The 25,669-nt window shown below is 62.7% G+C and carries 18 protein-coding genes, 1 tRNA gene, 3 rRNA genes and 1 pseudogene; 9 read left to right on the forward strand and 14 right to left on the reverse strand.

From position 1 onward, the window contains the following. The 6 genes and pseudogenes from WS87_RS01055 to WS87_RS01085 all read right to left on the reverse strand — a co-directional run. A pseudogene (locus WS87_RS01055) lies at window positions 1–273 on the reverse strand (transposase); the annotation flags it as partial. Window positions 274–623: 350 nt separating this feature from the next. Further along, window positions 624–736, reverse strand: a 5S ribosomal RNA gene (gene rrf, locus WS87_RS01060). Window positions 737–868: 132 nt separating this feature from the next. Then, window positions 869–3,750: ribosomal RNA gene (locus WS87_RS01065) — 23S ribosomal RNA — on the reverse strand. Between the two features lie 386 nt (window positions 3,751–4,136). Then, a 16S ribosomal RNA gene (locus tag WS87_RS01075) occupies window positions 4,137–5,669 on the reverse strand. The 16S, 23S and 5S rRNA genes sit together here, the layout of an rRNA operon. Window positions 5,670–6,244: 575 nt before the next feature. Then, window positions 6,245–6,778, reverse strand: a complete 534-nt coding sequence (locus WS87_RS01080; protein ID WP_059814658.1) for a cytochrome b — start codon at window positions 6,776–6,778, stop codon at window positions 6,245–6,247. Beyond that, on the reverse strand, window positions 6,775–7,863 hold the full coding sequence (locus WS87_RS01085; protein ID WP_059814653.1) for a catalase family peroxidase: 1,089 nt from the start codon (window positions 7,861–7,863) through the stop codon (window positions 6,775–6,777). Before WS87_RS01085 ends, WS87_RS01080 begins: the two co-directional genes overlap by 4 nt. 157 nt (window positions 7,864–8,020) lie before the next feature. On the opposite strand from WS87_RS01085, the gene WS87_RS01090 reads away from it, so the two are divergent. Both WS87_RS01090 and WS87_RS01095 read left to right on the forward strand, forming a co-directional pair. Then, a complete protein-coding gene (locus WS87_RS01090) occupies window positions 8,021–8,539 on the forward strand; it encodes a sigma-70 family RNA polymerase sigma factor (RefSeq protein WP_059814649.1) in 519 nt (172 codons plus the stop codon). Further along, window positions 8,536–9,297: an anti-sigma factor family protein gene (locus WS87_RS01095; RefSeq protein ID WP_059814646.1), complete on the forward strand. Its 762-nt coding sequence runs from the start codon at window positions 8,536–8,538 to the stop codon at window positions 9,295–9,297. The genes WS87_RS01090 and WS87_RS01095 overlap by 4 nt, the downstream gene beginning before the upstream one ends. Before the next feature lie 824 nt (window positions 9,298–10,121). Here the strand turns inward: WS87_RS01095 and WS87_RS01105 are convergent. Together WS87_RS01105 and WS87_RS01110 are read right to left on the reverse strand one after the other, a co-directional pair. Beyond that, the gene (locus WS87_RS01105; RefSeq protein ID WP_059814643.1) at window positions 10,122–10,445 is read right to left on the reverse strand and encodes a hypothetical protein; all 324 of its coding nucleotides are present in this window, start codon (window positions 10,443–10,445) and stop codon (window positions 10,122–10,124) included. Continuing rightward, window positions 10,436–11,347, reverse strand: coding sequence for an Imm72 family immunity protein (locus tag WS87_RS01110; RefSeq protein ID WP_059814687.1), 912 nt, complete (start codon window positions 11,345–11,347; stop codon window positions 10,436–10,438). Before WS87_RS01110 ends, WS87_RS01105 begins: the two co-directional genes overlap by 10 nt. Window positions 11,348–12,044: 697 nt before the next feature. Between WS87_RS01110 and WS87_RS01115 the strand changes: the two genes are divergently transcribed. Next, window positions 12,045–12,121 (forward strand) — tRNA-Val (locus tag WS87_RS01115). 210 nt (window positions 12,122–12,331) lie between these two features. On the opposite strand, the gene WS87_RS01120 is transcribed toward WS87_RS01115, so the two are convergent. Both WS87_RS01120 and WS87_RS01125 read right to left on the reverse strand, forming a co-directional pair. Beyond that, on the reverse strand, window positions 12,332–13,213 hold the full coding sequence (locus WS87_RS01120) for a sigma-70 family RNA polymerase sigma factor (RefSeq protein ID WP_059814641.1): 882 nt from the start codon (window positions 13,211–13,213) through the stop codon (window positions 12,332–12,334). Then, the gene (locus tag WS87_RS01125) at window positions 13,213–13,689 is read right to left on the reverse strand and encodes a carboxymuconolactone decarboxylase family protein (protein ID WP_059814637.1); all 477 of its coding nucleotides are present in this window, start codon (window positions 13,687–13,689) and stop codon (window positions 13,213–13,215) included. Before WS87_RS01125 ends, WS87_RS01120 begins: the two co-directional genes overlap by 1 nt. Before the next feature lie 173 nt (window positions 13,690–13,862). On the opposite strand from WS87_RS01125, the gene WS87_RS33445 reads away from it, so the two are divergent. The 6 genes from WS87_RS33445 to WS87_RS01155 all read left to right on the forward strand — a co-directional run bounded on the left by WS87_RS33445 (window position 13,863) and on the right by WS87_RS01155 (window position 17,969). Next, complete coding sequence (locus WS87_RS33445; RefSeq protein ID WP_159085627.1) at window positions 13,863–14,276, forward strand: hypothetical protein; 414 nt, start codon at window positions 13,863–13,865, stop codon at window positions 14,274–14,276. Further along, window positions 14,273–15,502, forward strand: a complete 1,230-nt coding sequence (gene egtB, locus WS87_RS01135) for an ergothioneine biosynthesis protein EgtB (protein ID WP_059814634.1) — start codon at window positions 14,273–14,275, stop codon at window positions 15,500–15,502. Before WS87_RS33445 ends, egtB begins: the two co-directional genes overlap by 4 nt. Then, on the forward strand, window positions 15,486–16,499 hold the full coding sequence (gene egtD, locus WS87_RS01140; protein ID WP_059814631.1) for an L-histidine N(alpha)-methyltransferase: 1,014 nt from the start codon (window positions 15,486–15,488) through the stop codon (window positions 16,497–16,499). Before egtB ends, egtD begins: the two co-directional genes overlap by 17 nt. A 249-nt stretch (window positions 16,500–16,748) precedes the next feature. Continuing rightward, entirely contained in the window at window positions 16,749–17,051 is a 303-nt protein-coding gene (locus WS87_RS01145; protein ID WP_059531368.1) for a hypothetical protein, read from the forward strand. Window positions 17,052–17,107: 56 nt separating this feature from the next. Continuing rightward, the gene (locus WS87_RS01150; protein ID WP_059814627.1) at window positions 17,108–17,362 is read left to right on the forward strand and encodes a hypothetical protein; all 255 of its coding nucleotides are present in this window, start codon (window positions 17,108–17,110) and stop codon (window positions 17,360–17,362) included. Between the two features lie 232 nt (window positions 17,363–17,594). After that, complete coding sequence (locus tag WS87_RS01155; protein WP_059531362.1) at window positions 17,595–17,969, forward strand: hypothetical protein; 375 nt, start codon at window positions 17,595–17,597, stop codon at window positions 17,967–17,969. Window positions 17,970–18,197: 228 nt separating this feature from the next. Here the strand turns inward: WS87_RS01155 and WS87_RS01160 are convergent, their stop codons facing one another. From WS87_RS01160 to WS87_RS01175, 4 genes are all read right to left on the reverse strand, one after another. Continuing rightward, the gene (locus tag WS87_RS01160) at window positions 18,198–21,233 is read right to left on the reverse strand and encodes a type III restriction-modification system endonuclease (RefSeq protein WP_059814623.1); all 3,036 of its coding nucleotides are present in this window, start codon (window positions 21,231–21,233) and stop codon (window positions 18,198–18,200) included. Beyond that, window positions 21,233–23,239 carry a site-specific DNA-methyltransferase gene (locus WS87_RS01165; protein WP_175916696.1) on the reverse strand — a complete coding sequence of 669 codons (2,007 nt, stop codon included), beginning with the start codon at window positions 23,237–23,239 and terminating at the stop codon, window positions 21,233–21,235. Before WS87_RS01165 ends, WS87_RS01160 begins: the two co-directional genes overlap by 1 nt. Before the next feature lie 348 nt (window positions 23,240–23,587). After that, window positions 23,588–24,718 (reverse strand): porin, encoded by a 1,131-nt coding sequence (locus WS87_RS01170; protein WP_059814617.1) that lies wholly within the window; start codon window positions 24,716–24,718, stop codon window positions 23,588–23,590. 272 nt (window positions 24,719–24,990) lie between these two features. Beyond that, window positions 24,991–25,668, reverse strand: coding sequence for a response regulator (locus WS87_RS01175; protein ID WP_059531350.1), 678 nt, complete (start codon window positions 25,666–25,668; stop codon window positions 24,991–24,993). Window position 25,669 lies beyond the last annotated feature (1 nt).

Here is a 25,669-nt window from a genome sequence, read left to right on the forward strand (position 1 = left end):
CAGGCTTCAGAGCTTTTTTGCGAGTACGTCCTGCAGCATGGCCTTGTCCAGGCTCAGGTCCGCCACGAGCCGCTTCAGCTTCGCGTTTTCCTCTTCGAGCTGGCGCAAGCGGCGCAGCTCAGAAGGCCCCAACCCTCCGAATTTCTTCTTCCAATTGTAGAAAGTCGCCTCGCTTATTCCGAGTTTGCGGCAGATCTCCTCGACCTTCGTACCCAGCTCGGCTTGCTTCAGGGCAAATGCGATCTGCTCTTCCGTAAACTTGCTCGTCTTCATGGCATGGCCTTCGTGTCCGCTTGGACACATCATGCCGAATTTCTCTACTTTTGCACCGGACTATTTCTTGGGTCAGGGTCAACTCATCACCACGCCGATGTGATCGGCGCATTGCCAATGGCGGGCGGCGCAAGTCACTATCCGTTTGGAAGCTCGGTATCCGATGTTCCATACCGTTAGTAACTGTGACAAGCGACGATTGTTCTGAAACTGCAGCGGACTGGTCACTCAGGTCCTCTGTCGCATAGGCTTTCAGATTGTGCTGCAACCTATGCCGGGCACCGTGCGCATTTCCGTCGCGCCAATGCAAAAACCCCCGCCTTGTCGGGCGGGGGTTCTTGGCTTAGGGAGCCTGACGATTACCTACTTTCACACGGGAATCCGCACTATCATCGGCGTAGAGTCGTTTCACGGTCCTGTTCGGGATGGGAAGGGGTGGGACCGACTCGCTATGGTCATCAGGCAAAGGGGGTTGTCCTGCTGGCGTGGCCAACAGAACCAATCTGGGAAGAAGCAGTAATTTTGAGTTGTGTGTATCACACACGAGAATCAACCAGTCCGACGCGCTGTAGTCAGCGCGAGACAGACTTGTTATAGGATCAAGCCTTACGGGCAATTAGTATCAGTTAGCTGAACGCATTACTGCGCTTACACACCTGACCTATCAACGTCCTGGTCTCGAACGACCCTTCAAGGGGATCTAGTCCCCAGGGATATCTCATCTTAAGGCGAGTTTCCCGCTTAGATGCTTTCAGCGGTTATCTCTTCCGAACATAGCTACCCGGCGATGCCACTGGCGTGACAACCGGTACACCAGAGGTTCGTCCACTCCGGTCCTCTCGTACTAGGAGCAGCCCCCTTCAAATATCCAACGCCCACGGCAGATAGGGACCAAACTGTCTCACGACGTTTTAAACCCAGCTCACGTACCTCTTTAAATGGCGAACAGCCATACCCTTGGGACCGGCTACAGCCCCAGGATGAGATGAGCCGACATCGAGGTGCCAAACACCGCCGTCGATATGAACTCTTGGGCGGTATCAGCCTGTTATCCCCAGAGTACCTTTTATCCGTTGAGCGATGGCCCTTCCATACAGAACCACCGGATCACTATGACCTGCTTTCGCACCTGCTCGACTTGTCGGTCTCGCAGTTAAGCACGCTTATGCCATTGCACTATCAGCACGATTTCCGACCGTACCTAGCGTACCTTCGTACTCCTCCGTTACGCTTTGGGAGGAGACCGCCCCAGTCAAACTGCCTACCATGCACTGTCCCCGACCCGGATCACGGGCCAAGGTTAGAACCTCAAACAAACCAGGGTGGTATTTCAAGGACGGCTCCACCGAAACTAGCGTTCCGGTTTCATAGCCTCCCACCTATCCTACACAGATCGGTTCAAAGTCCAATGCAAAGCTACAGTAAAGGTTCATGGGGTCTTTCCGTCTAGCCGCGGGTAGATTGCATCATCACAAACACTTCAACTTCGCTGAGTCTCGGGAGGAGACAGTGTGGCCATCGTTACGCCATTCGTGCAGGTCGGAACTTACCCGACAAGGAATTTCGCTACCTTAGGACCGTTATAGTTACGGCCGCCGTTTACCGGGACTTCAATCAAGAGCTTGCACCCCATCATTTAATCTTCCGGCACCGGGCAGGCGTCACACCCTATACGTCCACTTTCGTGTTTGCAGAGTGCTGTGTTTTTATTAAACAGTCGCAGCCACCAGTTTATTGCAACCCCTTCACCCTCCTGGCGCAGGCCAGTCAAGCTACAAGGGCGTACCTTATCCCGAAGTTACGGTACCAATTTGCCGAGTTCCTTCTCCCGAGTTCTCTCAAGCGCCTTAGAATACTCATCTCGCCCACCTGTGTCGGTTTGCGGTACGGTCATCGTTAGACTGAAGCTTAGAGGCTTTTCTTGGAACCACTTCCAATTGCTTCGCTCCCTAAGGAGCTCGCGCCACACCCTTGAATCCTGCGCCCGGATTTGCCTAAGCGCCTTCTCCAATGCAGCGACCGGGACTTCCAACACCCGGACAACCTTCCGCGATCCGTCCCCCCATCGCATCTAACAATGGTGCAGGAATATTGACCTGCTTCCCATCAGCTACGCATTTCTGCCTCGCCTTAGGGGCCGACTCACCCTACGCCGATGAACGTTGCGTAGGAAACCTTGGGCTTACGGCGAGGGGGCCTTTCACCCCCTTTATCGCTACTCATGTCAGCATTCGCACTTCCGATACCTCCAGCACCCTTTACAAGGCACCTTCGCAGGCTTACGGAACGCTCTCCTACCATGCGTGCAAAGCACGCATCCGCAGCTTCGGTATATAGCTTAGCCCCGTTACATCTTCCGCGCAGGACGACTCGATCAGTGAGCTATTACGCTTTCTTTAAAGGGTGGCTGCTTCTAAGCCAACCTCCTGACTGTTTTAGCCTTCCCACTTCGTTTCCCACTTAGCTATATTTGGGGACCTTAGCTGGCGGTCTGGGTTGTTTCCCTCTTGACACCGGACGTTAGCACCCGATGTCTGTCTCCCGTGATTGCACTCTTCGGTATTCGGAGTTTGCTATGGCGGGGTAATCTGCAATAGACCCCCCAACCATGACAGTGCTCTACCCCCGAAGGTGAGACACGAGGCACTACCTAAATAGTTTTCGGAGAGAACCAGCTATTTCCAGGTTTGTTTAGCCTTTCACCCCTATCCACAGCTCATCCCCTAACTTTTCAACGTTAGTGGGTTCGGACCTCCAGTACGTGTTACCGCACCTTCATCCTGGCCATGGATAGATCACCTGGTTTCGGGTCTACGCCCAGCAACTGAACGCCCTATTCGGACTCGCTTTCGCTACGCCTGCCCTATACGGTTAAGCTTGCTACTGAACGTAAGTCGCTGACCCATTATACAAAAGGTACGCCGTCACCCCTTACGAGGCTCCGACTGTTTGTATGCATGCGGTTTCAGGATCTATTTCACTCCCCTCCCGGGGTTCTTTTCGCCTTTCCCTCACGGTACTGGTTCACTATCGGTCGATCACGAGTATTTAGCCTTGGAGGATGGTCCCCCCATCTTCAGACAGGATTTCACGTGTCCCGCCCTACTTGTCGCACACCTAGTTCTTTCATACTGTTTTCGCCTACAGGGCTATCACCTGCTATGGCCGCACTTTCCAGAGCGTTCGGCTAACAATACAAATAAAGAGTGCAAGGCTCATCCCATTTCGCTCGCCACTACTTTGGGAATCTCGGTTGATTTCTTTTCCTGCGGTTACTTAGATGTTTCAGTTCACCGCGTTCGCTTCGCATGGCCTATGTATTCAGCCATGGATACTCCAAAAGGAGTGGGTTTCCCCATTCGGACATCTACGGATCAAAGCTCGTTTGCCAGCTCCCCGTAGCTTTTCGCAGGCTACCGCGTCCTTCATCGCCTGTGATCGCCAAGGCATCCACCACATGCACTTGTTCGCTTGACCCTATAACGAGTCTGTCTCGTTACAGGTTGAGTTCTCGCGTTGTGCCGTATTCCAATTGAGTCAAACATAGAGTTCGAATCATCTTGAGATACATCGATACAATCACAACCCGGATAGTTTCCACGTCCATCTCAAGACGCTTCCGCTATCCAAATTACTTACTTCTTCCAGATTGTTAAAGAACGACAGCCGATACATCCTACGTACCGCTCTGACTGGCTCAATCGCCAATGAGAAAGACTCGAATGAATCATCATTCGAATATTTTTCATTGAAGATTATCGAAAGCGGCCGGCATTATAACCGATAAAACCGCTAACAGACAGTCTTTCTGTCTTAATCAACAGCCGATAAGCGTGAGCGCTCAATTTTGCGAGAAGCTCTGGAAAGGAGGTGATCCAGCCGCACCTTCCGATACGGCTACCTTGTTACGACTTCACCCCAGTCATGAATCCTACCGTGGTGACCGTCCTCCTTGCGGTTAGACTAGCCACTTCTGGTAAAACCCACTCCCATGGTGTGACGGGCGGTGTGTACAAGACCCGGGAACGTATTCACCGCGGCATGCTGATCCGCGATTACTAGCGATTCCAGCTTCATGCACTCGAGTTGCAGAGTGCAATCCGGACTACGATCGGTTTTCTGGGATTAGCTCCCCCTCGCGGGTTGGCAACCCTCTGTTCCGACCATTGTATGACGTGTGAAGCCCTACCCATAAGGGCCATGAGGACTTGACGTCATCCCCACCTTCCTCCGGTTTGTCACCGGCAGTCTCCTTAGAGTGCTCTTGCGTAGCAACTAAGGACAAGGGTTGCGCTCGTTGCGGGACTTAACCCAACATCTCACGACACGAGCTGACGACAGCCATGCAGCACCTGTGTGCCGGTTCTCTTTCGAGCACTCCCGCCTCTCAGCAGGATTCCGACCATGTCAAGGGTAGGTAAGGTTTTTCGCGTTGCATCGAATTAATCCACATCATCCACCGCTTGTGCGGGTCCCCGTCAATTCCTTTGAGTTTTAATCTTGCGACCGTACTCCCCAGGCGGTCAACTTCACGCGTTAGCTACGTTACTAAGGAAATGAATCCCCAACAACTAGTTGACATCGTTTAGGGCGTGGACTACCAGGGTATCTAATCCTGTTTGCTCCCCACGCTTTCGTGCATGAGCGTCAGTATTGGCCCAGGGGGCTGCCTTCGCCATCGGTATTCCTCCACATCTCTACGCATTTCACTGCTACACGTGGAATTCTACCCCCCTCTGCCATACTCTAGCCTGCCAGTCACCAATGCAGTTCCCAGGTTGAGCCCGGGGATTTCACATCGGTCTTAGCAAACCGCCTGCGCACGCTTTACGCCCAGTAATTCCGATTAACGCTTGCACCCTACGTATTACCGCGGCTGCTGGCACGTAGTTAGCCGGTGCTTATTCTTCCGGTACCGTCATCCCCCGGCCATATTAGGACCAAGGATTTCTTTCCGGACAAAAGTGCTTTACAACCCGAAGGCCTTCTTCACACACGCGGCATTGCTGGATCAGGCTTTCGCCCATTGTCCAAAATTCCCCACTGCTGCCTCCCGTAGGAGTCTGGGCCGTGTCTCAGTCCCAGTGTGGCTGGTCGTCCTCTCAGACCAGCTACTGATCGTCGCCTTGGTAGGCCTTTACCCCACCAACTAGCTAATCAGCCATCGGCCAACCCTATAGCGCGAGGCCCGAAGGTCCCCCGCTTTCATCCGTAGATCGTATGCGGTATTAATCCGGCTTTCGCCGGGCTATCCCCCACTACAGGACATGTTCCGATGTATTACTCACCCGTTCGCCACTCGCCACCAGGTGCAAGCACCCGTGCTGCCGTTCGACTTGCATGTGTAAGGCATGCCGCCAGCGTTCAATCTGAGCCAGGATCAAACTCTTCAGTTTAAACCTGTTACTGTTTTCGGTTCCGTTAAGAACCGGTCGCTCACTCAAAGCTGACAGGTATATGAATCACTTCATAAACCTGACTTACTTTAGTGTGAGACTCTTGATACTTTCGCTTTCTGATCCGAAGATCAGCTCGCGGCCATCAAGCGCCCACACTTATCGGCTGTTAATTTTTAAAGAGCATTTCTGCGAGAAACCTGAAGTTTCCCAGCAGCGCTGCGTTTTCAGCAGCAGAGAAGCGAGATTATCAACCGTTTTTTAAAACTCGTCAACAACTTTTTTAACTACTTCGTTGCGACGACTGCGGTTTAATTTCGTATGCACTGGAGTCGATAAAACCGACTTCAACAGCACCGCTTCCCTTCTTCCTCCGCGCCGCGTTGCCGTTAGCGCGAAAGAGGCGTGATTCTAAGCACCCGCCCCAGTCTCCGCAACCCCCTTTGTGAAATATTTTTGACGTGCTATGCCGGGAGCCGCTGAGCCGCAGCCGCGCTCATATATAAGCAACACGGCAGGAGCAGCCTCGGTCGCCCGTGAACCGCCCCGCCGCAGCGAACTCAACCTTCCGTCGATTACCGCCCAACCATCGCCCTCACCACGCCGTCCCGTCGAATCAGTCCGTGATACAGCGCCGCCGCGAAATGCGCGAGGAACGTCAAGAAGAACAGATAGGCCAGCACGCGATGCGCGACCCGGAGCCAGGCGAACGCAACCGGATCAGCCGACACGATCGCCGGCAGCTGCACACCACCGCCCAGCGTCACCGGATACCCGCCTGCCGACAGCATCGCCCACCCGATCAGCGGCATCGCGAGCATCAGCGCGTACAGCACCAGATGCGACCCATGCGCGGCAACCTTCTGCCACCAGGGCAGATCCTCGGGCAATGCAGGCGGCTTCGACACGAACCGCACCACGATCCGCACGCAAACCAGCACCAGCACGGCAATCCCCAGCGGCTTGTGCAACGCCACCAGGAAATCGTGCCGCCCCGAAACCGACGCCACCATTCCCACCCCGATGAACAGCATCGCGACGATCATCGCGGCCATCACCCAATGCAGCAGCCTCGCCGGCAAGCTAAACGTCGTCGTCGCCTTCATCATCGTCCCTCCGCACTCAGTCGCGCCGCGCCGGCCACGCCGGCTTCTTCACTCGTCCGGCGCAGATACGAATCCGCATATGCCGCGGACCGCGCCGCCAGCAACGGATCCCCCGACACCTGAATCCCCTGCGGCAACACCGTCGGGTCGTAATTCACGTCCCGGCACGGCCCGCTGTCCTGCGCCTCCACGCGATCGAGCACGAGCGTCCCCGCGTCGATCGTCGTACGCTGCGCGGGCCAGGTCTTCGTCGCGTCGTCCACCGGGTCGCCGGGCTCCGCCAGCGTGACCAGCAGCTTCCACTTCTGCGCACCGTCCGCGATGCGCCGCGTCAGGTCCTGCTGCAGCACGTTCGGATCCGCGGCCGTCGCGACGTCGCCGGCGCCCGTCGTCTGCTCCGGCACGACGCGCCACCGCACCGCCTGGCGCTTGCCGGCGGCATCGACGAAGTAGAACGCGTTCAGCCCGTAATAGCTTTCGGTGACGTAGCTCGCGCTCGGCTTCGCACCCTTCACCCATGCGCGGAATGCAGCCGTCTCCGGATGCGCGCCGAAAAACGCCTTCACCTTCGCCGGATCGGGCTTGCCCGTCGCCGGGTCCGGCCGGGTCGCCAGCAGCTGCGCGTAGAACGCCTTCGGCGTCGCCACCGGAAACACGGGCATCGCGTTCATCCCGGTCCGCCATTGCTGGCCGTCCGGCGCGGTGAGCTTCAGCGCGAGGCTGCGGATCGGCACGCTGCTGTCGGGCGCATACGGATTCCCGCCCGGCAGCGCGAAGCGCCCGACCACGGGCGTGCGCACCGCCTTGAAGAACGGCGCGACGGAATATGCGCTCGCGGCGCCGTTGCCTTCGAAGTAACCGGTCACGCACACGCCCTTCGCGTGATTGCGCCGGAAACCCGGATGCTCGCCGCCGGCCGTCTGCAGCGCGTCGACGAGCCGGTGCGGGGTCAGACGCGCCGGCGCGAGCCAGCCGCCGACGTACCCGAAGGCCACGGCCACGCCGGCCACCGCGCCGCCGATCACGGCCCAGCGCCACCACCCGCGCCCGGGTTCGCGCGGCGGCGAAGAAGAGGAAGATTGCTTCATGGATGCACTCCTGATCGTCAGATCATTGTCGAACGCGTGTAGGACGCCACCCGCGCCGCTTTATTCCATCAAGAAATTTTTCGTATGCTGACGGAATAAGCGACGCCGACCGGCGTCCTACGCGGCATCTCCACGCTTATCGGCTCGCGCCCCGGCCATGCCCTCAAACGCCCCCGACGACGACGCATTGCGCGAACTCATCCCCAGGCTGCGACGCTTCGCGCTCTGGCTGGCGCGTGACGTCCACGCGGCCGACGATCTCGTCCAGTCGACGCTCGAGCGCGCGCTGTCGCGCTGGGCGAGCCGCCGCGACGACGCGTCGCTGCGCAGCTGGCTGTTCACGATCCTTTACCGGCAGTTTCTCGACGGCAAACGCAGCGCGAAGCGCTACGCGTGGCTGCTCGGCCGCATTCGCGACGACGACGAAGCGCACTGGCCGTCCGCCGAACGCGAGGCGACAGCGCGCGCGACGCTCGAAGCATTCGGCCGGCTCTCCGACGAGCAGCGCAGCCTGCTGCTGCTCGTCGCGGTCGAGGGCTTCACGTATCAGGAAGTCGCCGACCTGCTCGACGTGCCGATCGGCACCGTGATGTCGCGACTCTCCCGCGCGCGCCAGGCACTGCGCCAGCTCAGCGACGGCGAGCTTCCCGCTCCTTCTCTCCGCTTGATGAAATGAACACGCTCCGTCCCGACGAACACGATCTCCAGGCCTATGTCGACGGCCAGCTCGACGACGATGCGCGCGCCGCGGTCGAGCGATATCTCGCGCTGCATCCGGAAAGCGCGGAACAGGTGAAGCAATGGCAGATGGATGCGCGGCGGTTGCGGGCCGCGCTCGAGAGTGTGCGGATGCCTGGCGAGAATCCTGCGCTGGATCCGGCAGCGCTTCGTGCGAAGCGTGCGGAGCGCTCGCGGGTGCGGTTCGCGATGGCGGCTTCGTTCGTGTTCTGTATCGGGCTCGGGACGCTCGGCGGGTGGCAGGCGCGTGGGTGGAACGCGCCGCCGCCGATTGCGCCGATGAGCGATGCGGTCGAGGCTTACCGGATGATGGCGGTCGATCAGACCGCGAAGGTGGATTTTCGGCCGACGAGTGCGAAGGATTTGCAGACGTGGCTCACCCGGCGCGTGGGGGCATCGGCCAGGCTGCCGGATTTGAGTGCGGCCGGGTTCAGGCCGGTTGGCGGGCGGTTGTTTACGACGGACAGCGGCGCGACGGCTGCGATGGTGCTCTATGAGGACGACGCCGGGCGGACACTGAGCTTCTATCTCCGACCGGCGGAATCGAAACATCGGCTGCTGCCAGCCGGGCAACGTGTGGATGGGTCGTTGCTGGCGCGGTATGGGTCGGTGAACGGGTTCAACTTCGCGGTGGTCGGGCCGGTGGATAGTCTTGGTCAGCACGCGGTCGTGAGGGTGCTCGATCAGCAGATTTGAGCTGGACGATACGCTGTCCGTTGGTGGCCGTTGTGCGCTGACTGCGGTCCGTCCGATGCGGTTCGACAAACCTGAAAGCACTCACGTTCACCGTTCGGGGCCACAGCGTTTAAATTCTCTTTCGTGGTGGTTGTCCACACCGCGAACCTCGTCGCGGTGCGTTCCCGAATGGGTAGACCCTCTTCGGTTCCGATGTCATAGGGTTTGGCGTCTTCTGGACGCAGGATATCCACATCGGCCGCAGCGGCTGGCATGCCGTCTCCGGTTGAATCACTCCCCCTTCGGCCCGCACAGCATTTCGCGTGTCTTTGGGTCGCGATATCCACATCGCCCTCGCCGAGCTGGTACACAGGATTTCGATTCGGCCGCTCACGGGTTGTTCGCATGCGCGTGAGCGCTTCGAATCATTGTGTCCCCGGGGGGCGCACAGCGTTCCTGATTGTTTTGCGTGCCGGTTGTCCACACGCGACAATCGGGCGCTACGTCCGCACGGACATCACTTTGTCGAGTAAGTCCCGAGAATCTCGCCGGCTTCCGGGGAGATCACGTACTTGATCGACGTCCCGAGCGGGCTCGCATTGCCGAGCCCACGCATGCCGGGAGGCATCTTCGCCACGAAGGTCACGCTGATTACGTGGTCCTCAGGCCCAGGATCCGTTCTGGCCGCACTTTCGTCCGTGATACAGACCCTGCCCGGTCTTTGCAAACTCTTCACAGGCAGCCCTCAGACCGAGCAGCGCCGCGGTATCGAGATCGACGGAGCATCGGCCGATGGTCCCGAAATTCAGCTTGGCCATCCGTCACCCTTAGACATCGCGTTCACCTTACGCTTCTTTCTGCACGGCCATCAATTCCCTTAAGCAATCAGCACACGTTGCCGTCAGTAGTCCGATGGCTGCTTCCATCGACTCGTCGTCGTTAAAGCGGTAGACACCCCCTCCTTCATGCGTACCGCCCAGCTCGCGCACTTTCGCCTCTTCGGATTCCAGCATGTAGCCGGGATACTCGATTTCGTGCCGCACGAGCAGCAGCGGGACGATCCGGCGGCCGCCCTTCCAGTTGCTGCTGTCGTTAATGAGGTCGGATACGGTCCGCGTCACGAGCTCGCCGCCTACATGTCCGTGGGACGGGCAATTCATCAGCGGCATCGCGTCACCTGTTTCCCCGAAACTGCCGGTGGCTTCGCGCCTGCCTCGAGAAAATACGACGACTCGTCGGGAATGACGCCATCCACGTAACGCCTGTCTTCCCACAGCAAGCGCCATCGCGTGCGCACGGCCAGCTCCATTGCATCTCTGACGTTCGGCGCTCGCGTTCCTCTGCCCAGGTAATTGAAGCACCCCCTGTTCGGGAACACGCGGCAACCGCCCACCGGCACGATGCCAAGCCACTTCGATCGCTCGACGGTAACGGGTTCCCAGATGCCGTCGCAAGGCACTTTATCGCCGGACTTGATCATCAGGCCGACTGGTTCCGGAATCTCCTGCAAGTCCTCCGGAAACACCGGATACGGCAGCGTGTAGAAGCTGTGTTCGTATGCATGCGGTGAAAGCAGCAGCCCAACCGAGCACAGTTGTGCGAGGTCGGTATATCCCGGCTCGAACGGCGCATACTCCATCTGGTATTCCGATGCGTGCAGCAGTCGAACAAGCGCATCGACCTTCGGCGGGTACGGGGCAGCCTGCGCACCGCGATCCCAGTAATCGGGATGAGGGAAGAAATACGCGTTCAAATGGTTGTACCGATCGACCGCATATTGCAGCGGCTCGCCGCGCTGCCAGACGAACCGACACCCTCGGGCCAGCTCGGACAATCCTCGATCGTAGGCCGCAAGGATCTCGAAGATCATCGGCAGATTATTTGTCGGCATGGGCTCCGGATCATCCGCGGACTGGTTCTTCACCGCGCTCTCATATTCATTCGCGAAGATCGCAAACGCATCGCGCTTGCGCTTCCAGAGAGAAAAGCTGGTCAGCCGTTGAAGCAGCCAGAAGATCCTGCGCCGCGTCGTGTCGTCCGTCATGTCGTACGACGGTGGCGTGTTTGTCATAACGGATCCTCGTGCAACCGCGGCCACATCGGCCATCAGCACCCGTGACGCGGCCAGCGATATCCGTCACCAGCTCTGATCGACGGGTGCCTTCATCGATCGTCGGGATTGAACCTCATGTTGAATCGTCGGCGCTTGAACCGACAACGATCCTGAACCCCGGCGATTCTACAGATACGAGCGTTCGAACTGGTCACCGGCTTCGACGTCGCTTGATCCATCCACCGCACGCAGTGCATATCCTGCCCGGATCACAGTCGGCGGACTGTGCTTATCCAAAGGTGTTAACAGAGTTCGTATACATACGTAGTGATAGTTAACAAGCTCGGTGCCTCACAGTGGATAACCTCCGTAACGCCCTGAATTTCCAAGACGAATCGGAACGCATAACCACCGGCGATGCACACGCAAAACTCTGTGAAGCACAGAACAACTTTTCGTCGATTCACAGCCGCGCCGACATATCCTCAATCGTTCCACTGTGAATCCAGAGGCTTGCCGGACGGTTATCCAGAGGGCAATGTGGATAACATCACAGCGCATCGACACGTTTTACTGTGATGCGAAGCAGTGAAGCCAACGTGCCCGGCATCGCGAGACTTCATCGATCGTCGACACCCGCACACGCCCGATTCAAAAAATTTTCACGAAGGGACTTGCGCACCTCCAAAACCCTCTCTATAATTCGCGGCTTCTTAGGCTCGTAGCTCAGTTGGTTAGAGCACCACCTTGACATGGTGGGGGTCGTTGGTTCGAATCCAATCGAGCCTACCAACGAACAAAATGAAGGGGTCTGGCAGTGCGCATTGCCTACGGGCAATCCGGCTCGCCAACATACAAACGCCACGCGGCAACATCGCGTGGCGTTTTTCTTTTTGCGGTCGAAATAGCGCATGTACGCGCGCGATGCTCCATGTGCGATACATGCACGACTGGCGGCCAGCAATCGACAAGGCAGGGCACAAAGCCCTCGCTCGTCAAGCATCAATGCAGATGCTTCAACTTGTCAGGATTCCGCACGACATAGATCGCGACGATCTTCCCGTCTTCGATCTCGAGCGCCGTGGTCTGCAACTCGCCGTCGGCTTCCAGCGTGACGAAACCTGGCAACCCGTTGACGAACCCGGCACGCACGAGCGTCGACGCATGCGTGGCGAACAGCCCGGCCAGGTATTCGTGCACCTTCATCACACCCTCGAAGCCGAACACCGGCTTGCCCGCGGCCGAGCGCTTGCCGCCGCCGTCCGAATGCAGGCTCACGTCCTCGGCGAGCATCGCACCGAGCGCGCCCATGTCGCCGCTGCGTGACGCCGCGAAGAACGCCTCGGCCAGCTCGATCCCGCGTTGCTTCTCGACATGAAACCGCGGCCGCGCCTCGCGTACATGCGTGCGCGCCCGCGCCGCAAGCTGCCGGCATGCAGCCGGGTCACGCTGGATCGTCGTCGCGATCTCGTCGAACTCGAGGCCGAATACGTCGTGCAGAAGAAACGCCGCGCGTTCGAGCGGCGAGAGCCGTTCGAGCGCGAGCATCAGCGGCAGCGTGACGTCCTCCTGTTCATCTTCCTCGACGACCGGCTCCGGCAGCCACGGGCCGATATACGTCTCGCGCTGGTGTCGCGCGGACTTCAGCTGATCGAGACACATGCGCATCACCATGCGGCGCAGGAACGCCTCGGGCACGCGCACCTCCGTGCGATCGACGTCCATCCAGCGGATGAACGCCTCCTGCACGATGTCCTCGGCGTCCGCGACGGAGCCGAGCATCCGGTACGCGACGCGGATCAGCGTGCGACGCAGCGGATCGAAGCTCGCCGCAGCGTCGTCCCGGTCTTCGGCGCTGCCCGCGGCCGGATCGAGGTCGGTCATCAGGCCACCATCTTCGCGGCAGCGGCTTTCGCTTCAGCCGGATCGATCCACAGCCCGAAGCCGACGGCCAGCCGGTTCCAGCCGTTGATCACGTTGATCATCACCGTGAGTTTCACCTGTTCCTCCTGGCTGAAGTGGTCGTTCAGCGCCGCATACGCGGCTTCGTGCGCGCCATGGCCCTCCGACAGCCGCGTGAGCGCGTCGGTCCAGCCGAGCGCCGCGCGCTCGCGGTCGGTGTAGCAGGGCGCCTCGCGCCACGCGGCCAGCAGGTTGATGCGCTGCTCGGTCTCGCCTTGCTCGCGCGCCTCGACGGTGTGCATGTTAAGGCAGTTCGCACACGCGTTGATCTGCGATGCGCGGATCTTGACCAGCTCGATCAGCGTCGGCTCGAGGCTCCCGGCGGCGGCGACCGATACGGTCATCCAGTTCTTCATCAGCGCGGGGGCGGCGGCAAACGGATTGAGTTTCGCAGTCATGGTTCCTTCTCCTTTCGTGTGGGTTCCGGTGATATGACGAGCGAGACCCCCGCGCGTGTGACATCGACGCGAAAAATTTTTCAAAAGCCGGGAAGCGCACGGAGGGCAGGGCAGTTGAACATCGCACCGACGGCCGCGATGCCACCGTGCGGATCGGGGCCGATGTCGACTGCATGACGCCGTTCCTCCGGTGCACCCGGATCGTCGGCCTTTCATGCGTGCCGCGCGGCTGTCATGAGGCGACGGTAATGCCGACGCGCAGGCATGCCCTTTGCGTTCGACCTCTCGGCCCCGCCATCACGGGCATCGACGGTTCGTTACGCCGCCGCTGCTCGAAGCGCGAGTGCTTTCATTTTTCTTTCGTCTTCGTTTCGCCCGAAATCCGATTCGCGACGTTCACATTTCTGGCCCATACTGTTCTGCACGGGCAGATGAAGTGTCGCCGCACCAGCGGCCCGGCGCGCGCGCCGGCTGCCCGACGACGCAGCATTGAAGGTCGCACGTCAGCCGCGCGCATCCGAGCGCAAGGCTTTCCTTTTTCCGGCAACGCAACGCAGCGAATCGCGACGTGGACGGTAAACCGATGAGCCTCCTTGCATCCCAGCTTCAGCGCCGTTATCAGGACGTGCGCGCCCATAGCGTCGCGTTGACGGCGACGCTGTCCGCCGAAGACCAGGCCGTGCAGTCGATGCCCGACGCGAGTCCCGTGAAATGGCATCTCGCGCATACGACCTGGTTCTTCGAAACCGTCGTACTGATGCGCCGCGTGCGCGGTTACGCGCCGTTCGACGACGCGTTCCAGTTCCTCTTCAATTCCTATTACGAAGCGCTTGGCCCGCGCCATCCGCGGCCGCAGCGCGGGCTGCTCACGCGTCCGTCGCTCGACGAGGTGCATGCGTACCGTCAGTACGTCGACGATGCGATGCTGCGCGCGCTCGACGGCGCCGATCCGACGATGCTCGCCGCGATCGCGCCCGAGATCGAACTCGGCCTGCATCACGAACAGCAGCATCAGGAGCTGATCGTCACGGACATGCTGCATGCGTTTTCGTGCAACCCGCTGAAGCCCGCGTTCCGGCCGCGCAACGGCACCGATGAGCTTGCCGCCCTGGCCGCGGGCGATGCCGGCCCGTTGCGCTGGCTGCAACAGCCGGGCGGACTCGTCGAGATCGGTCACGACGGCGACACGTTCTCGTTCGACAACGAACGGCCGCGCCATACGGCGCTCGTGCGTCCGAGCGAGATCGCGAACCGTCTCGTGACGAATGCCGAATTCGCGGCCTTCATCGCGGACGGCGGTTACGCACGCCCTGAATACTGGCTGTCGGACGGCTGGGCGACGGTGCAGCGGGAAGGGTGGCGGGGGCCCGCTTACTGGATTTCCGACGACGATGGTGAGCGGGAAACCGTACACGCATGGCGCGCGTTCGGTCTGCACGGCGTGGAGCCGCTCGCGCCCGATGCGCCCGTGTGTCACGTGAGCTTCTACGAAGCGGCCGCGTACGCGGAGTGGGCCGGTGCACGCCTGCCGACCGAATTCGAATGGGAAGCCGCAGTCGGCGCGGACGGTATTCAGCAGATGCTCGGGCACGTGTGGCAATGGACGCGTTCGTCCTACGAGCCGTATCCGGGCTTTCGGCCGCTCGCGGGCGTCGCCGCCGAATACAACGGCAAGTTCATGGTGGGCCAACAGGTCCTGCGCGGCAGCAGCATCGCGACGCCGCCGGGGCACGAACGGCCGACGTACCGCAATTTCTTTCCGCCGGCCGCGCGCTGGCAATTCACGGGAGTGCGACTTGCGCGAGACGTCTGATCTGACGGCCACGAGCGGTGGCCTGCAACCCGCCCGCGATTCGCGGCCGAGCGCGTTCGAGCGCGATCTGATCGACGGACTGTCGCGCACGCCGCGCAGCATTTCGCCGAAATACTTCTACGATGCGGCCGGCTCGGCGTTGTTCGACCGCATCTGCGAGTTGCCCGAGTACTACCCGACACGCACGGAACTCGGCATCCTGCGCGATCGCGCGGCCGAGATCGTGCGGCGCGTCGGCCCGCATGCGGACATCGTCGAATTCGGCGCGGGCTCGCTCGAGAAGATCCGCGTGCTGCTCGACGCGTGTGCGGACAACTACGCGAACGCGCCGGCGCGCTACGTGCCGATCGACATCTCGGCCGACTACCTGCACGGCGCCGCCGCGCGGCTGCGTGCCGCGTATCCGTGGCTCGACGTCGCGCCGATCGCGGCCGACTACACGAAGGCCGAGCAACTGGCCGAACTGACGGAGACGCCGCGCCGGCGCATCGGCTTCTTCCCCGGCTCGACGATCGGCAACTTCTCGCCCGAGGAAGCCGACGCGTTCCTGCGCGACGCCGCGCGGCTATTGCGCGGCGGCGGCCTGCTGGTCGGCGCGGATCTCGTGAAGGACGCGCGCACGCTGCATCGCGCGTACAACGACGCGCAGGGCGTGACCGCGCGGTTCAACCTGAACCTCCTCGCCCGCGCAAACGCCGAGCTCGGCGCGGACTTCGATCTCGACGCGTTCTCGCATTACGCGTTTTACGACCGGGAACGGCAGCGCATCGAGATGCATCTCGTCAGCGATATCGCGCAAGCGGTGCACGTGCGTGGCCACGCGTTCCGCTTCGAGGCGGGCGAGCACATCCACACGGAGAACTCGCACAAGTTCACGATCGACGGCTTCCATGCGATCGCGCGCCGGGCGGGCTTCGAGCCCGACACCGTATGGACCGATGCGGACGATCTGTTCAGCGTGCACTGGCTGCGCAGCGTCGACGATATCCGCGCGTAACGTTGTTCGATCGGGGCGCCCGGCGTGCGTCGCCGGCGCGCTTTTCGGCAAAAATTCCCGCCTTTGCCGATTCGATGCGCCGTCGCAACGGCGTGTCGAATCGCGCGCCACCCTTGTCCTGCAAGGCTTTGCGCCTCCCCGTAAACGTCCGTTACCGGTCTCGCAGACCGGTTTCACCTGTGTCGGCGCCCCGTGCCTAGACTCCGAACCGTAGTCACATGACGCACGACACGTGCAGGGAGTCGCGAAATGAGCAAGAAACTTATCCTCGGTGCAGTTCTCGGTGTAGCGGCGCTGGCAGCTTCGGGTGTCGCATCGGCCCATGTCGACCTGTCGGTCGGGATCGGTGTGCCGGGCGTTTATGAGGCGCCGGCGCCGGTCTATGTGGCGCCGCCTCCGCCGGTGATGTACGCGCCGGTGGGTTACCGCGACGACGACTGGCGTGCGCGTCAATGGCGTGAACACGAGTGGCGTCGCCGTGAATGGCGCGAGCACGAGTGGCGCGAGCGCGCCTGGCGTGACGGCGACGGCTGGCGCGGCCGCTGGAACTGAACCGGGCGACCGGCTCACGAGAATACTGATCACGACGACAAGAGGAGAGTGATCGCATGATGCCCATTCGACACATCAGGTCGTGCGCGGCGGCCGCCATCGTTGCGCTCGCAACGATCGGCAGCGCGCACGCGGCGGGCTGCATGAAGGGCGCGGTGGTGGGCGGCGTCGCCGGCCACTACGCGGGACATCACGCCGTGGTCGGCGCGGTCGGCGGCTGCATCGTCGGCCACCACATGGCGAAGAAGCACGAGCAGGAGGTGGCGGCGCAGCGCAAGGCCGCCGCGCAGGGCGTGCAGCCGGCGCAGTAAGCGCGCTCACCAGCGGAAACGGCGCGACGGTGCCACGGTGCCGTTCCCGCCTTTCATCTCCCTTCGTCCGACGACGGCCGGCCACGCAGTCCGCGCGCGCGACCGGCATGTCGCACATTGATCTGACGAATGCGCATCTCGCGCACCGTTACGATCATTTACAACGTCGAGTCGCGCGGAAACCGCGTGTTCCTAGAATGCAATCATTCGAACACGCTCCAGGGAGCAAACAATGAAAACGCAACGATATCTGTCCGTACTGGCTGCAGCGCTCCTCGCACTCGGTGCCGTTTCCGCGAATGCGGCGGCCGGCGGCAATGGTGGTGGCGGCGGCAACGGCGGTGGTCACGGTGCTGGCGGCATGGGTGGCAACGCGGGCGGCATGTCCGCCGGCCACATGAGCGGCGAAGCGCTGAGCAACTCGAACAGCGTGCACGCGGGCGACCGCGACAAGGGCCTCGCGCGCGCAGCCGACCGTTCCGACACGATCGCCGATCGCGCAGGCACGCAGCCGGGTCACGGTCACGCGCATACGCACGGCCATACCGCGCATGCGTCGACGTCCACGCATCACGCACATCGCAACGCATTCGGCCGCACGCTGTAACTGCGGCGCACGCATGTGGAGAAAGGGCGCTTCGGCGCCCTTTTTTCGTGGCGGGGAGAAAACGGAGGTGCTGCGCACCGCGATCGCATCGACCCTGATTTGCAACCAGCCGTAACCACACGCGCGAACCCACGAGGATACGAATCGCTTTCATCCGGATGACAGGCGGATTCATCGCAGCCGGATCGATGAAACGAAAAAAAGGGCGGCTCGTCGCCGCCCTTCGTTTCAGCGTCCCGCGCCCGCCAGCGGCGCGACGGCTGCGACCGGCTCGAACAACGCATCGGCCTGCCTGACGCGCACGAATCGCGCGGCCTCTCCGCCGTCCACCAGCGCACGGAAATGCGCTTCGCCGCACACGAGCTTCGCGCGCTCGTGCTCGCTCGTCACGTCGCCGTCAGCATTCGGCGTATCGACGACGAAATACAGCCGCTCGCCGCCGTCCTGCTCCGCGAGCACCGCCCAGTCCGGGTGATAGCTGCCGAGCGGCGTCGGCACGCGGAACCACGCGGGCAGCTTCGCGTACAGCTTCACGCCGTCGTGTGCTTCGAGCGCATCGGCGAACGCACGCTCCGCGTCGGTCTCGCACACCACAGCCTCGTGGATCGACTTCCGCGCATCGGGCCGCAGATTGCGCAGATAGCCGGTCAGCGCCTCGCTTTCGAACGATTCGAGCGCATGCACGTGGCGTTCGCCGAGCTTGCGGTACGCGATGCCCGCAACCAGCGCGAGCCGCTTGCAGCGGTTGATCGCATCGGCGGCCAGCGCGATGAACTGCTGCGGATTCACGCGGAAATCGTCGAGCCGGCCGCTGTCGGCCAGGATCGTCGCGAGCGAGCGGCGCGTGAGCTGCGTGCGGTCCTGCAGTTCGGTGAGCAGGTCGGGCAGCGGCAACTCGCCTTCGTCGATCAGCACCGTGCCGGCGCCCGCCACCTCGATCGCCTCGATGCCGGCCTTGCCGATGTCGATCTCGGCCTTGCGCCATTGCAGCCGTGCGCGCGCGATGTCCGGCGCGTCGCTCAGCGCGGCCGTGCAATCGCGCACGAGCTTCGCGTTGTCGAACTCGACGCTGTACACGGTGCGATGGCGGATGCGGTCCCACAACGCGCGGAAGTCGTCGCCGAACACGACGGCCTTGCCCGAAGCATCTCGCCGCAACGCGATCGCGCGACGCTCGTCCGCATTGCGCACCGCGAAGCGGCCCGACAGCTTGCGCAGCGTCGCGACGATCGGCGCGCGCAGCGATTCGAACGCGCCGGGCAGCACGAGCGCGCTCTGGCGCAGCGCATCCTTGAGCCGGTCGAGCACCTTGCCCTGTGCGTCGACGTAGCCCTGCTCATGCAGATGCGTCCACAGCGCGCGTGACAGCTCGATGCCGAGCGCGTGCGCGGGCCCGTCGCCTTCCTGCACCGGAAGCGCCGCGAACTGGTGTTCCTCGACGATCCCGAAACGGATGCCCGTATCGGCCTCGATTTCCTTCTGCAGGTTCTCCGCGAACGACTCGTAGCGCTCGGTCGCGATCACGGTGAGCGTGTTCACGCCCGGGTCGCGCACGCGTTCGCCGTCCTGGTCGACCGCGAGGCGCAGGCCGCGGCCGAGCGTCTGGCGACGCTCGCGTTCGGTCTGGATGTCGCGCAGCGTGCAAATCTGGAACACGTTCGGGTTGTCCCAGCCTTCCTTCAGCGCCGAATGCGAGAAGATGAACTTCAGCGGCGTGTCGAACGACAGCAGCGCTTCCTTTTCGCGCATGATGAGGCCGTACGCGCGCTCCGCGTTCTCGCGCGCCGCGGCGCTGCTTTCGCTCGTGTCGGTCCAGCCGCCCTTGCGGTCGATCGAGAAGTAGCCGTTATGTGCGCGCTCGACTTCGAGCGCGACGTCGACGCCGTCGAACAGCGCACGGTAGGCCGGCACGCGTGCCGCGCGCGCATATTCCTCTTCGAAGATCAGCGCGTAGTCGCCCTTCACGGGCATCCCGTTTTCGTCGTAGCGGCGATAGCGCTCGACCGAATCGACGAAGAACAGCGACAGCACCTTCACGCCGCGCTCGGCCAGACGCAATTCCTTGTCGAGATGCTCGCGGATCGTGCGGCGGATCATCTCGCGCTGCACGGCGAGGGTGTCGATGTCGCCGAACGCCTCGCCGAGCGACAGGAACGCCTCGCCTTCCGGATGGCGCAGCTCGACGTATTCGGCACCCTTCACCGCATGCACCTCGCCGATTCGCAGCCCCGCGTACAGCGCGCGCTTGGTCAGGCGTTCGAGATCGTCGCCGTCGGTCGCCGACACGATCTGGCGCTTCACGCCGGCCGCGGTCGCGACGTCGAGCTCGATGCGCGCGCTGATCGCGCCGCGCCGGTTCGACACGCCGACGAGCCGCACGTACGGCTTGTTGTGCGCATCCTCGACGATCGCCGACGCGATCTCGATCTGCTTGACGAGCTTGCGCTCGTACGCGTCGACCGCGTCGAGCCGGTACACCATGTGGTGGCGGTCGACGTGCGTCGCCGAATAGCGCAGCGTGCAGAGCGGCGCCATCGCGGCGAGCGCTTCGCGCCCGCGCCCCTCGAGCCCGCCGTCGACGCTTTGCGGCTCGTCGACGATCACGATCGGCCGCGTCGCGCGGATCAGGTCGATCGGCTTCTCGCCGCCGGTCTTCTCGCTGTCCTTGTAGAGGTTGTTGATCTCTTTCTTGTTGATCGCGGCGACCGTCATCACCATGATCTGGATCGCCGCGCTCGCCGCGAAGTGGCGCACCTGGCCGAGCTTCGCGGAGTCGTACAGGAAATAGTCGTACGGCACGCCCGCGTACAGCGCGCGGAAATGGTCCTCGGTGATCGAGAGCGTCTTGTGTACGCCTTCCTTGATCGCGATCGACGGCACGACGATCACGAACTTCGTGAAGCCATAGCGGCGGTTCAGCTCGAAGATCGTGCGCAGGTACACGTAGGTCTTGCCGGTGCCGGTCTCCATCTCGACGGTGAAGTCGCGCGAGCCCGGCAAGCCGGACGGCGGCAGCCCGCCGCGCAGCTGCACGTCGGCGAGATTGCGCGCGAGCGCGTCGTCGGTCAGCGACAGCCGGTTGCCGACGCCTTGCTCCGACACCGCGAAGCCGAGCGAGCCTTGCGCGGCGGCCGTCGTGCCGGGCGCGGCGTTCGCGAGCACGCTGAAGTCGCCGCGATACGATTCCTGGCCGCGAAACAGGTCGCAGACGGCGTCGATCGCCTCGCGCTGGTAATCGAGATCCGCTTCGAAATGCAGCCGCATCACAGGCTCCGCACGCGCTTCACGCCGTGCTGTTCGAGCAGCGCGGCGAGATTGAGCTTCGCGACGTCGTCGACGAAGCCGCTGTCGCGGAACAGGCACGTGACGTCGCGCGTCGCGCCGGTCGCGTCGAGCAGCTCGACGATGCCGTCGGCGAGCGGGCCCGCGTCGTCGCGCGAAATGCGCGCATCGAAACATGCGACGATCGAGCGGCCGATCAGGTGCACGGTCTTGCCCGCGACCTGGTGATGCTCGACCGGTGTGCACAGGTCGAGGCCGAGCTTGAGCGTCAGTTCGGCGAGCAGATCGTCCTCGCTGCGGCCCGTCTTCACGTGCTCGACGGACGCGAAGAGCGCGTGGTCGAAATCGTCGCGGCGCGGATCCCACTCGATCACGTTGGTCGTGTCGAGCCGGTACACGCGGAAACCGAGATCGCCATAGCTTTCCGGATAATCGCGCGCGACCTGCTGCGCGGTGCGGCGCAGGCGTTCCTTGGTGATTTCCGCGAGCGTCAGCGGCTTCTTCAGCTTCGCGCAGAAATCGGCGGCCGCCAGCTGCGTCTTGTCGCGGCGGTCGAGCGCCTCGGGCAGCTGCACGAGGATGTAGCGGCGCGCGCCGCCGTCGGTCGCGTTCACCTGCATCACCGCGTGGCCGGTCGAGCCGGAGCCGGCGAAGCAGTCGAGCACGATGTCGTCGCCGCGCGTGCACCAGCCGATCACGGCCGCCGCGAAATCGACCGGCTTCGGCTGGTCGAACGGGATGCCGAGCGTCTTCAGCAGCGCGTCGTCGGAGCCGGCGAACGGCAGCACCGACGGCACGTTCTCGTACATGTTCTCGTCGAGGTAGTAGATCCGCTGCGGCTGCGTGGTTTCGTCAGGACCGAATTCGATCTGGCCGCGCTCGATCAGCGCCTGCATTGTCGCGGGCGGGTTGCGCCAGCCGCGCGCCGGCATCGCGCACGGCTTGCCGGTGACCGGGTGGATCAGCGGCGTGAAATACTCTTCCGGCGCCTTCTTCTTGTTCGGCCAAGCCATCGACACGAGGCGGTACACGCGCCCGTCGGCCGACAGCCGGTCGTACATCACCTCGCCGCCCGACAGGTTGGTCTGCGCCTTCATCCACGCGCGGTAGGCCTTTTGCGCGTCCTTCGCGTTGCCGCTGCGGTACACCGCGTCGTGCGCGGCATCCAGCATGCGCTGCGCGTTGCGCTTCGGGCGCTTCAGCGGCGCCTGCTCGAGCAGCGTCTCGGCGTTGCGCGCGAACAGCACCAGCGATTCGTGCTGATACGCGACGCCGCGCGCATCGCCTTTCGGGTTGCGCTTGTCCCACACGGCGACGCCGAGCTCGTTCTCCTCGCCGAAGATCTCGCGCAGCATCAGCACGAGCGCGTGCACTTCATGCTCGTCGATGTGCACGGCGATCAGCCCTTCGTCGGACAGCAGCGCGTGCGCGAGCTTCAGGCGCGGATACATCATGTTCAGCCAGTCGGTGTGAAACCGGCCGTTCGCCTCGGTGTTGGTGCTGCGCTTCATGCCGCCGTCGGTCTGGCCCGTCATCGCCAGGTAGTGGCGGATGCTGTCGCTGAAGTCGTCCGGATAGACGAAATCGCTGCCGGTGTTGTACGGCGGGTCGATGTAGACGAGCTTCACCTTGCCCGCGTAGCTCTTGTGCAGCAGCTTCATCACGTCGAGGTTGTCGCCCTCGATCACGAGATGGCGCGTGTCGTCCCACGCGACGCTGTCGCCGGGGCACGGACGCAGCGTGCCCGTCGACGGCGTGAGCGCGGCCTGGCGCGCGCTGCGCTTGCCGTGCCAGTGGAAGCCGTAGCGCTCGTCGGCGTCGCCGACGGTGCGTTCGCCGACCAGCGCCTTCAGCACGTCGACGTCGACCGACGCGCCGTCCGGGCCTTCGGTCACGAGTTCTGGGAACAGCGCCTTCAGGCGCGCGACGTTGTCGGCGGTGAAATCCGTCGACATCGCCTGCGGGCTCGCCGCATCGAGTTTCTGCATCGTTTTTTCCATCGGAGCCCGGCCGCGTGCGCCAGGACGTCGGGCGCACTCACGGCACCGGCGGCAATGGCCACCCGGGCAAACCCGAAACGCTAGCGAGTCGGTCGGCGCAGGTCAAGCACCGATGTGAGGCGATCGTGCGTGCATCGGCCGCGATCGCCCGTCCCACGGGCCGCAAGCGGCGGTCGGCCGGTTGTCGCGGCGCCGGCCGACCGCCGTGTCACGGGGGCCCCGCACGGGCCGAAAACGACGAAAAAAAGGGCACGGTCGGCGCAATGCGCCGGCGTGCCCGCATGGAGAATCCCGAACGAAGGGCACGGCGGGGCGCGGCGCGCCCCGGCCGCGGGGTCAGAAGCGCGTGCGGATGCCCGAGGTCAGTTCGAGCTGGTTCTTCGCGCCGAACGTCGACGACACCGTGTAGCCGCCATGCAGCTTCATGTAGTCGCCGGCCAGATACACCTCGGTGCGCTTGCTCAGGTGGTAGAACACCGACCCGTAGATCGTCTCCTTGAAGCCGTTGCCGACGCCGTTGGTCAGGCTGAACGCGCCGAGGTTCGCGTTCGGCGTGAAGCCGTCGGCGTTGTACGCGGCGTTCTTGACGCGCATCTGCTGGTAGCCGAGCTCGTAATCGAGCGCGCCCTTCGGCGCGATCTTCATCGACACGGTCCACGAATCGTCGTGGCGCTGGCCGAGCGAACCCTGATCGCCGTTGTAGCGGAAGTAGCCGGCATTCAGGCGCACGATGCTGAACGAGTAGTCGCCGCCGACCGAGAAGGTCTGGTTCCTGAAGCCGTTGTGGTTCACGTGGTTGTAGAAGCCCGACACGGCGAACGGCCCGCCGTTGTAGCCGAGCGCGACCTGGTATGCGGAGCCGGTCGCGAACGAGGTCGAGTTGCTGAACTGGTAGCCGGCGCTCGCGAAGATGCCGTTGCTGAACAGCTTCTTCCACGCGAGGCCGTTGTTGTAGCGCGTGCCGGTCGGGCCGGCCGCGTAGAAGATCATCTGCTTGAAGTTGTTCGAGTTGGTCCAGCCGCCTTCCTCGGTCGTGAGCTTTGCGGAACCGTACGCGTCGCCGTAGATCGCCGATGCGTCGCGCGCGATCGTATTCTGGAAGCCGGCCGTCAGCTTGCCGAAGCGCTCGTCCTCGACGCCAACCCACGCGTCGCGGTCGAAGATCTGGCCTTCGTCTTCCATCTGGCCGTTCGCGACCACGAATTCGCTTTCGAGGCGGAAGATGATCTTCGTGCCGCCGCCGATGTCCTCGGCGCCTCGCAGGCCCCAGCGGCTGCCGCTGAACCACGGTTCGCCTTCGTTGCCCATGCCGATCACATGATTGCCGTTCGCGTCGGCGTGGGTCCGGTAGGTCGGAAAGCTCAGGTCCATCAGGCCATAGAGCTGCACGCTCGACTGCGCGTGCGCCTGGGTGCCGGCACACAGGCCTGCCGCCGCGATGGAAAGGGCAAGGGTTTTTCGTTTCAAGATCGTCTCCTCCGAGCTGCCGCATTGAAATCTGTTTGTTGGCAGTACGTAATGTATGCCAGCTGTTGCCGGCCACAGCGAGGGGGCCGACATGTAGCATCGTAGAGGGTGGAATCCTTCACGCCGCTTTCCCGGAGGAAAGAATCGGATCGGTGAAAACACCGAACGCGCAATAATCGCGAATCGGGCAGGCGGGCGGACGCGAGCCCGGCAGGCCGCCCGCGGGCTGCCGACACGTTACGTGCTACGAATCGACGCCGGAGGCGGGGCCGTCAGTCCTGCGCGTTCTTCTCGCGCAGGATGTAGCCGAGCCCGCGCAGCGTGATGATCTCGGCCGTGCTGCCCGCGAGATGCTTGCGCAGCCGGTGGATATAGATGTCGATCGCATCCGCGCTCGGTTCGTCGTCGAGGGCGAACACGCTGTCCATCAGCCGCGCCTTCGACACCGTCTTGTTTTGCTGCAGCATCAGCGTTTCGAGAATCGCATGCTCGCGGCGGCGCAGCGCGAGCACCGCGTCGCCGCAACGGAATTCGCGCGTGCCGAATGCATAGACGAGATCGCCGCATACGAGCTGCGTCGTGCCCACACCGGCCTGCCGGCGGATCAGCGCGCGGATCCGCGCGACCAGTTCGCGCGATTCGAACGGCTTGACCACGTAGTCGTCGGCGCCCGCGCCGAAGCAGTCGACCTTGTCGTCGACCGAGCCGTGCGCGGTCAGCATCAGCACGGGCACGTTGTCGTTGCGGCGCCGCAATCGCGCGAGCACTTCCTTGCCGCTGATGCCCGGCAGCCGCATGTCGAGCAGCACCGCGTCGTAGCGTTCGGTCTTCAGTACCGTGTCCGCGCGTTCGCCGTCGCCGACGCAGTCGACCGCGAAATCCTCGCCGCGCAGCAGGTTCACGATCCAGTGCGCGAGTTCGGCGTTGTCTTCGACCAGCAGGAGTTTCATG

Source organism: Burkholderia sp. MSMB0856 (assembly GCF_001524645.2).
In the GTDB taxonomy this organism is placed as follows: domain Bacteria; phylum Pseudomonadota; class Gammaproteobacteria; order Burkholderiales; family Burkholderiaceae; genus Burkholderia; species Burkholderia diffusa.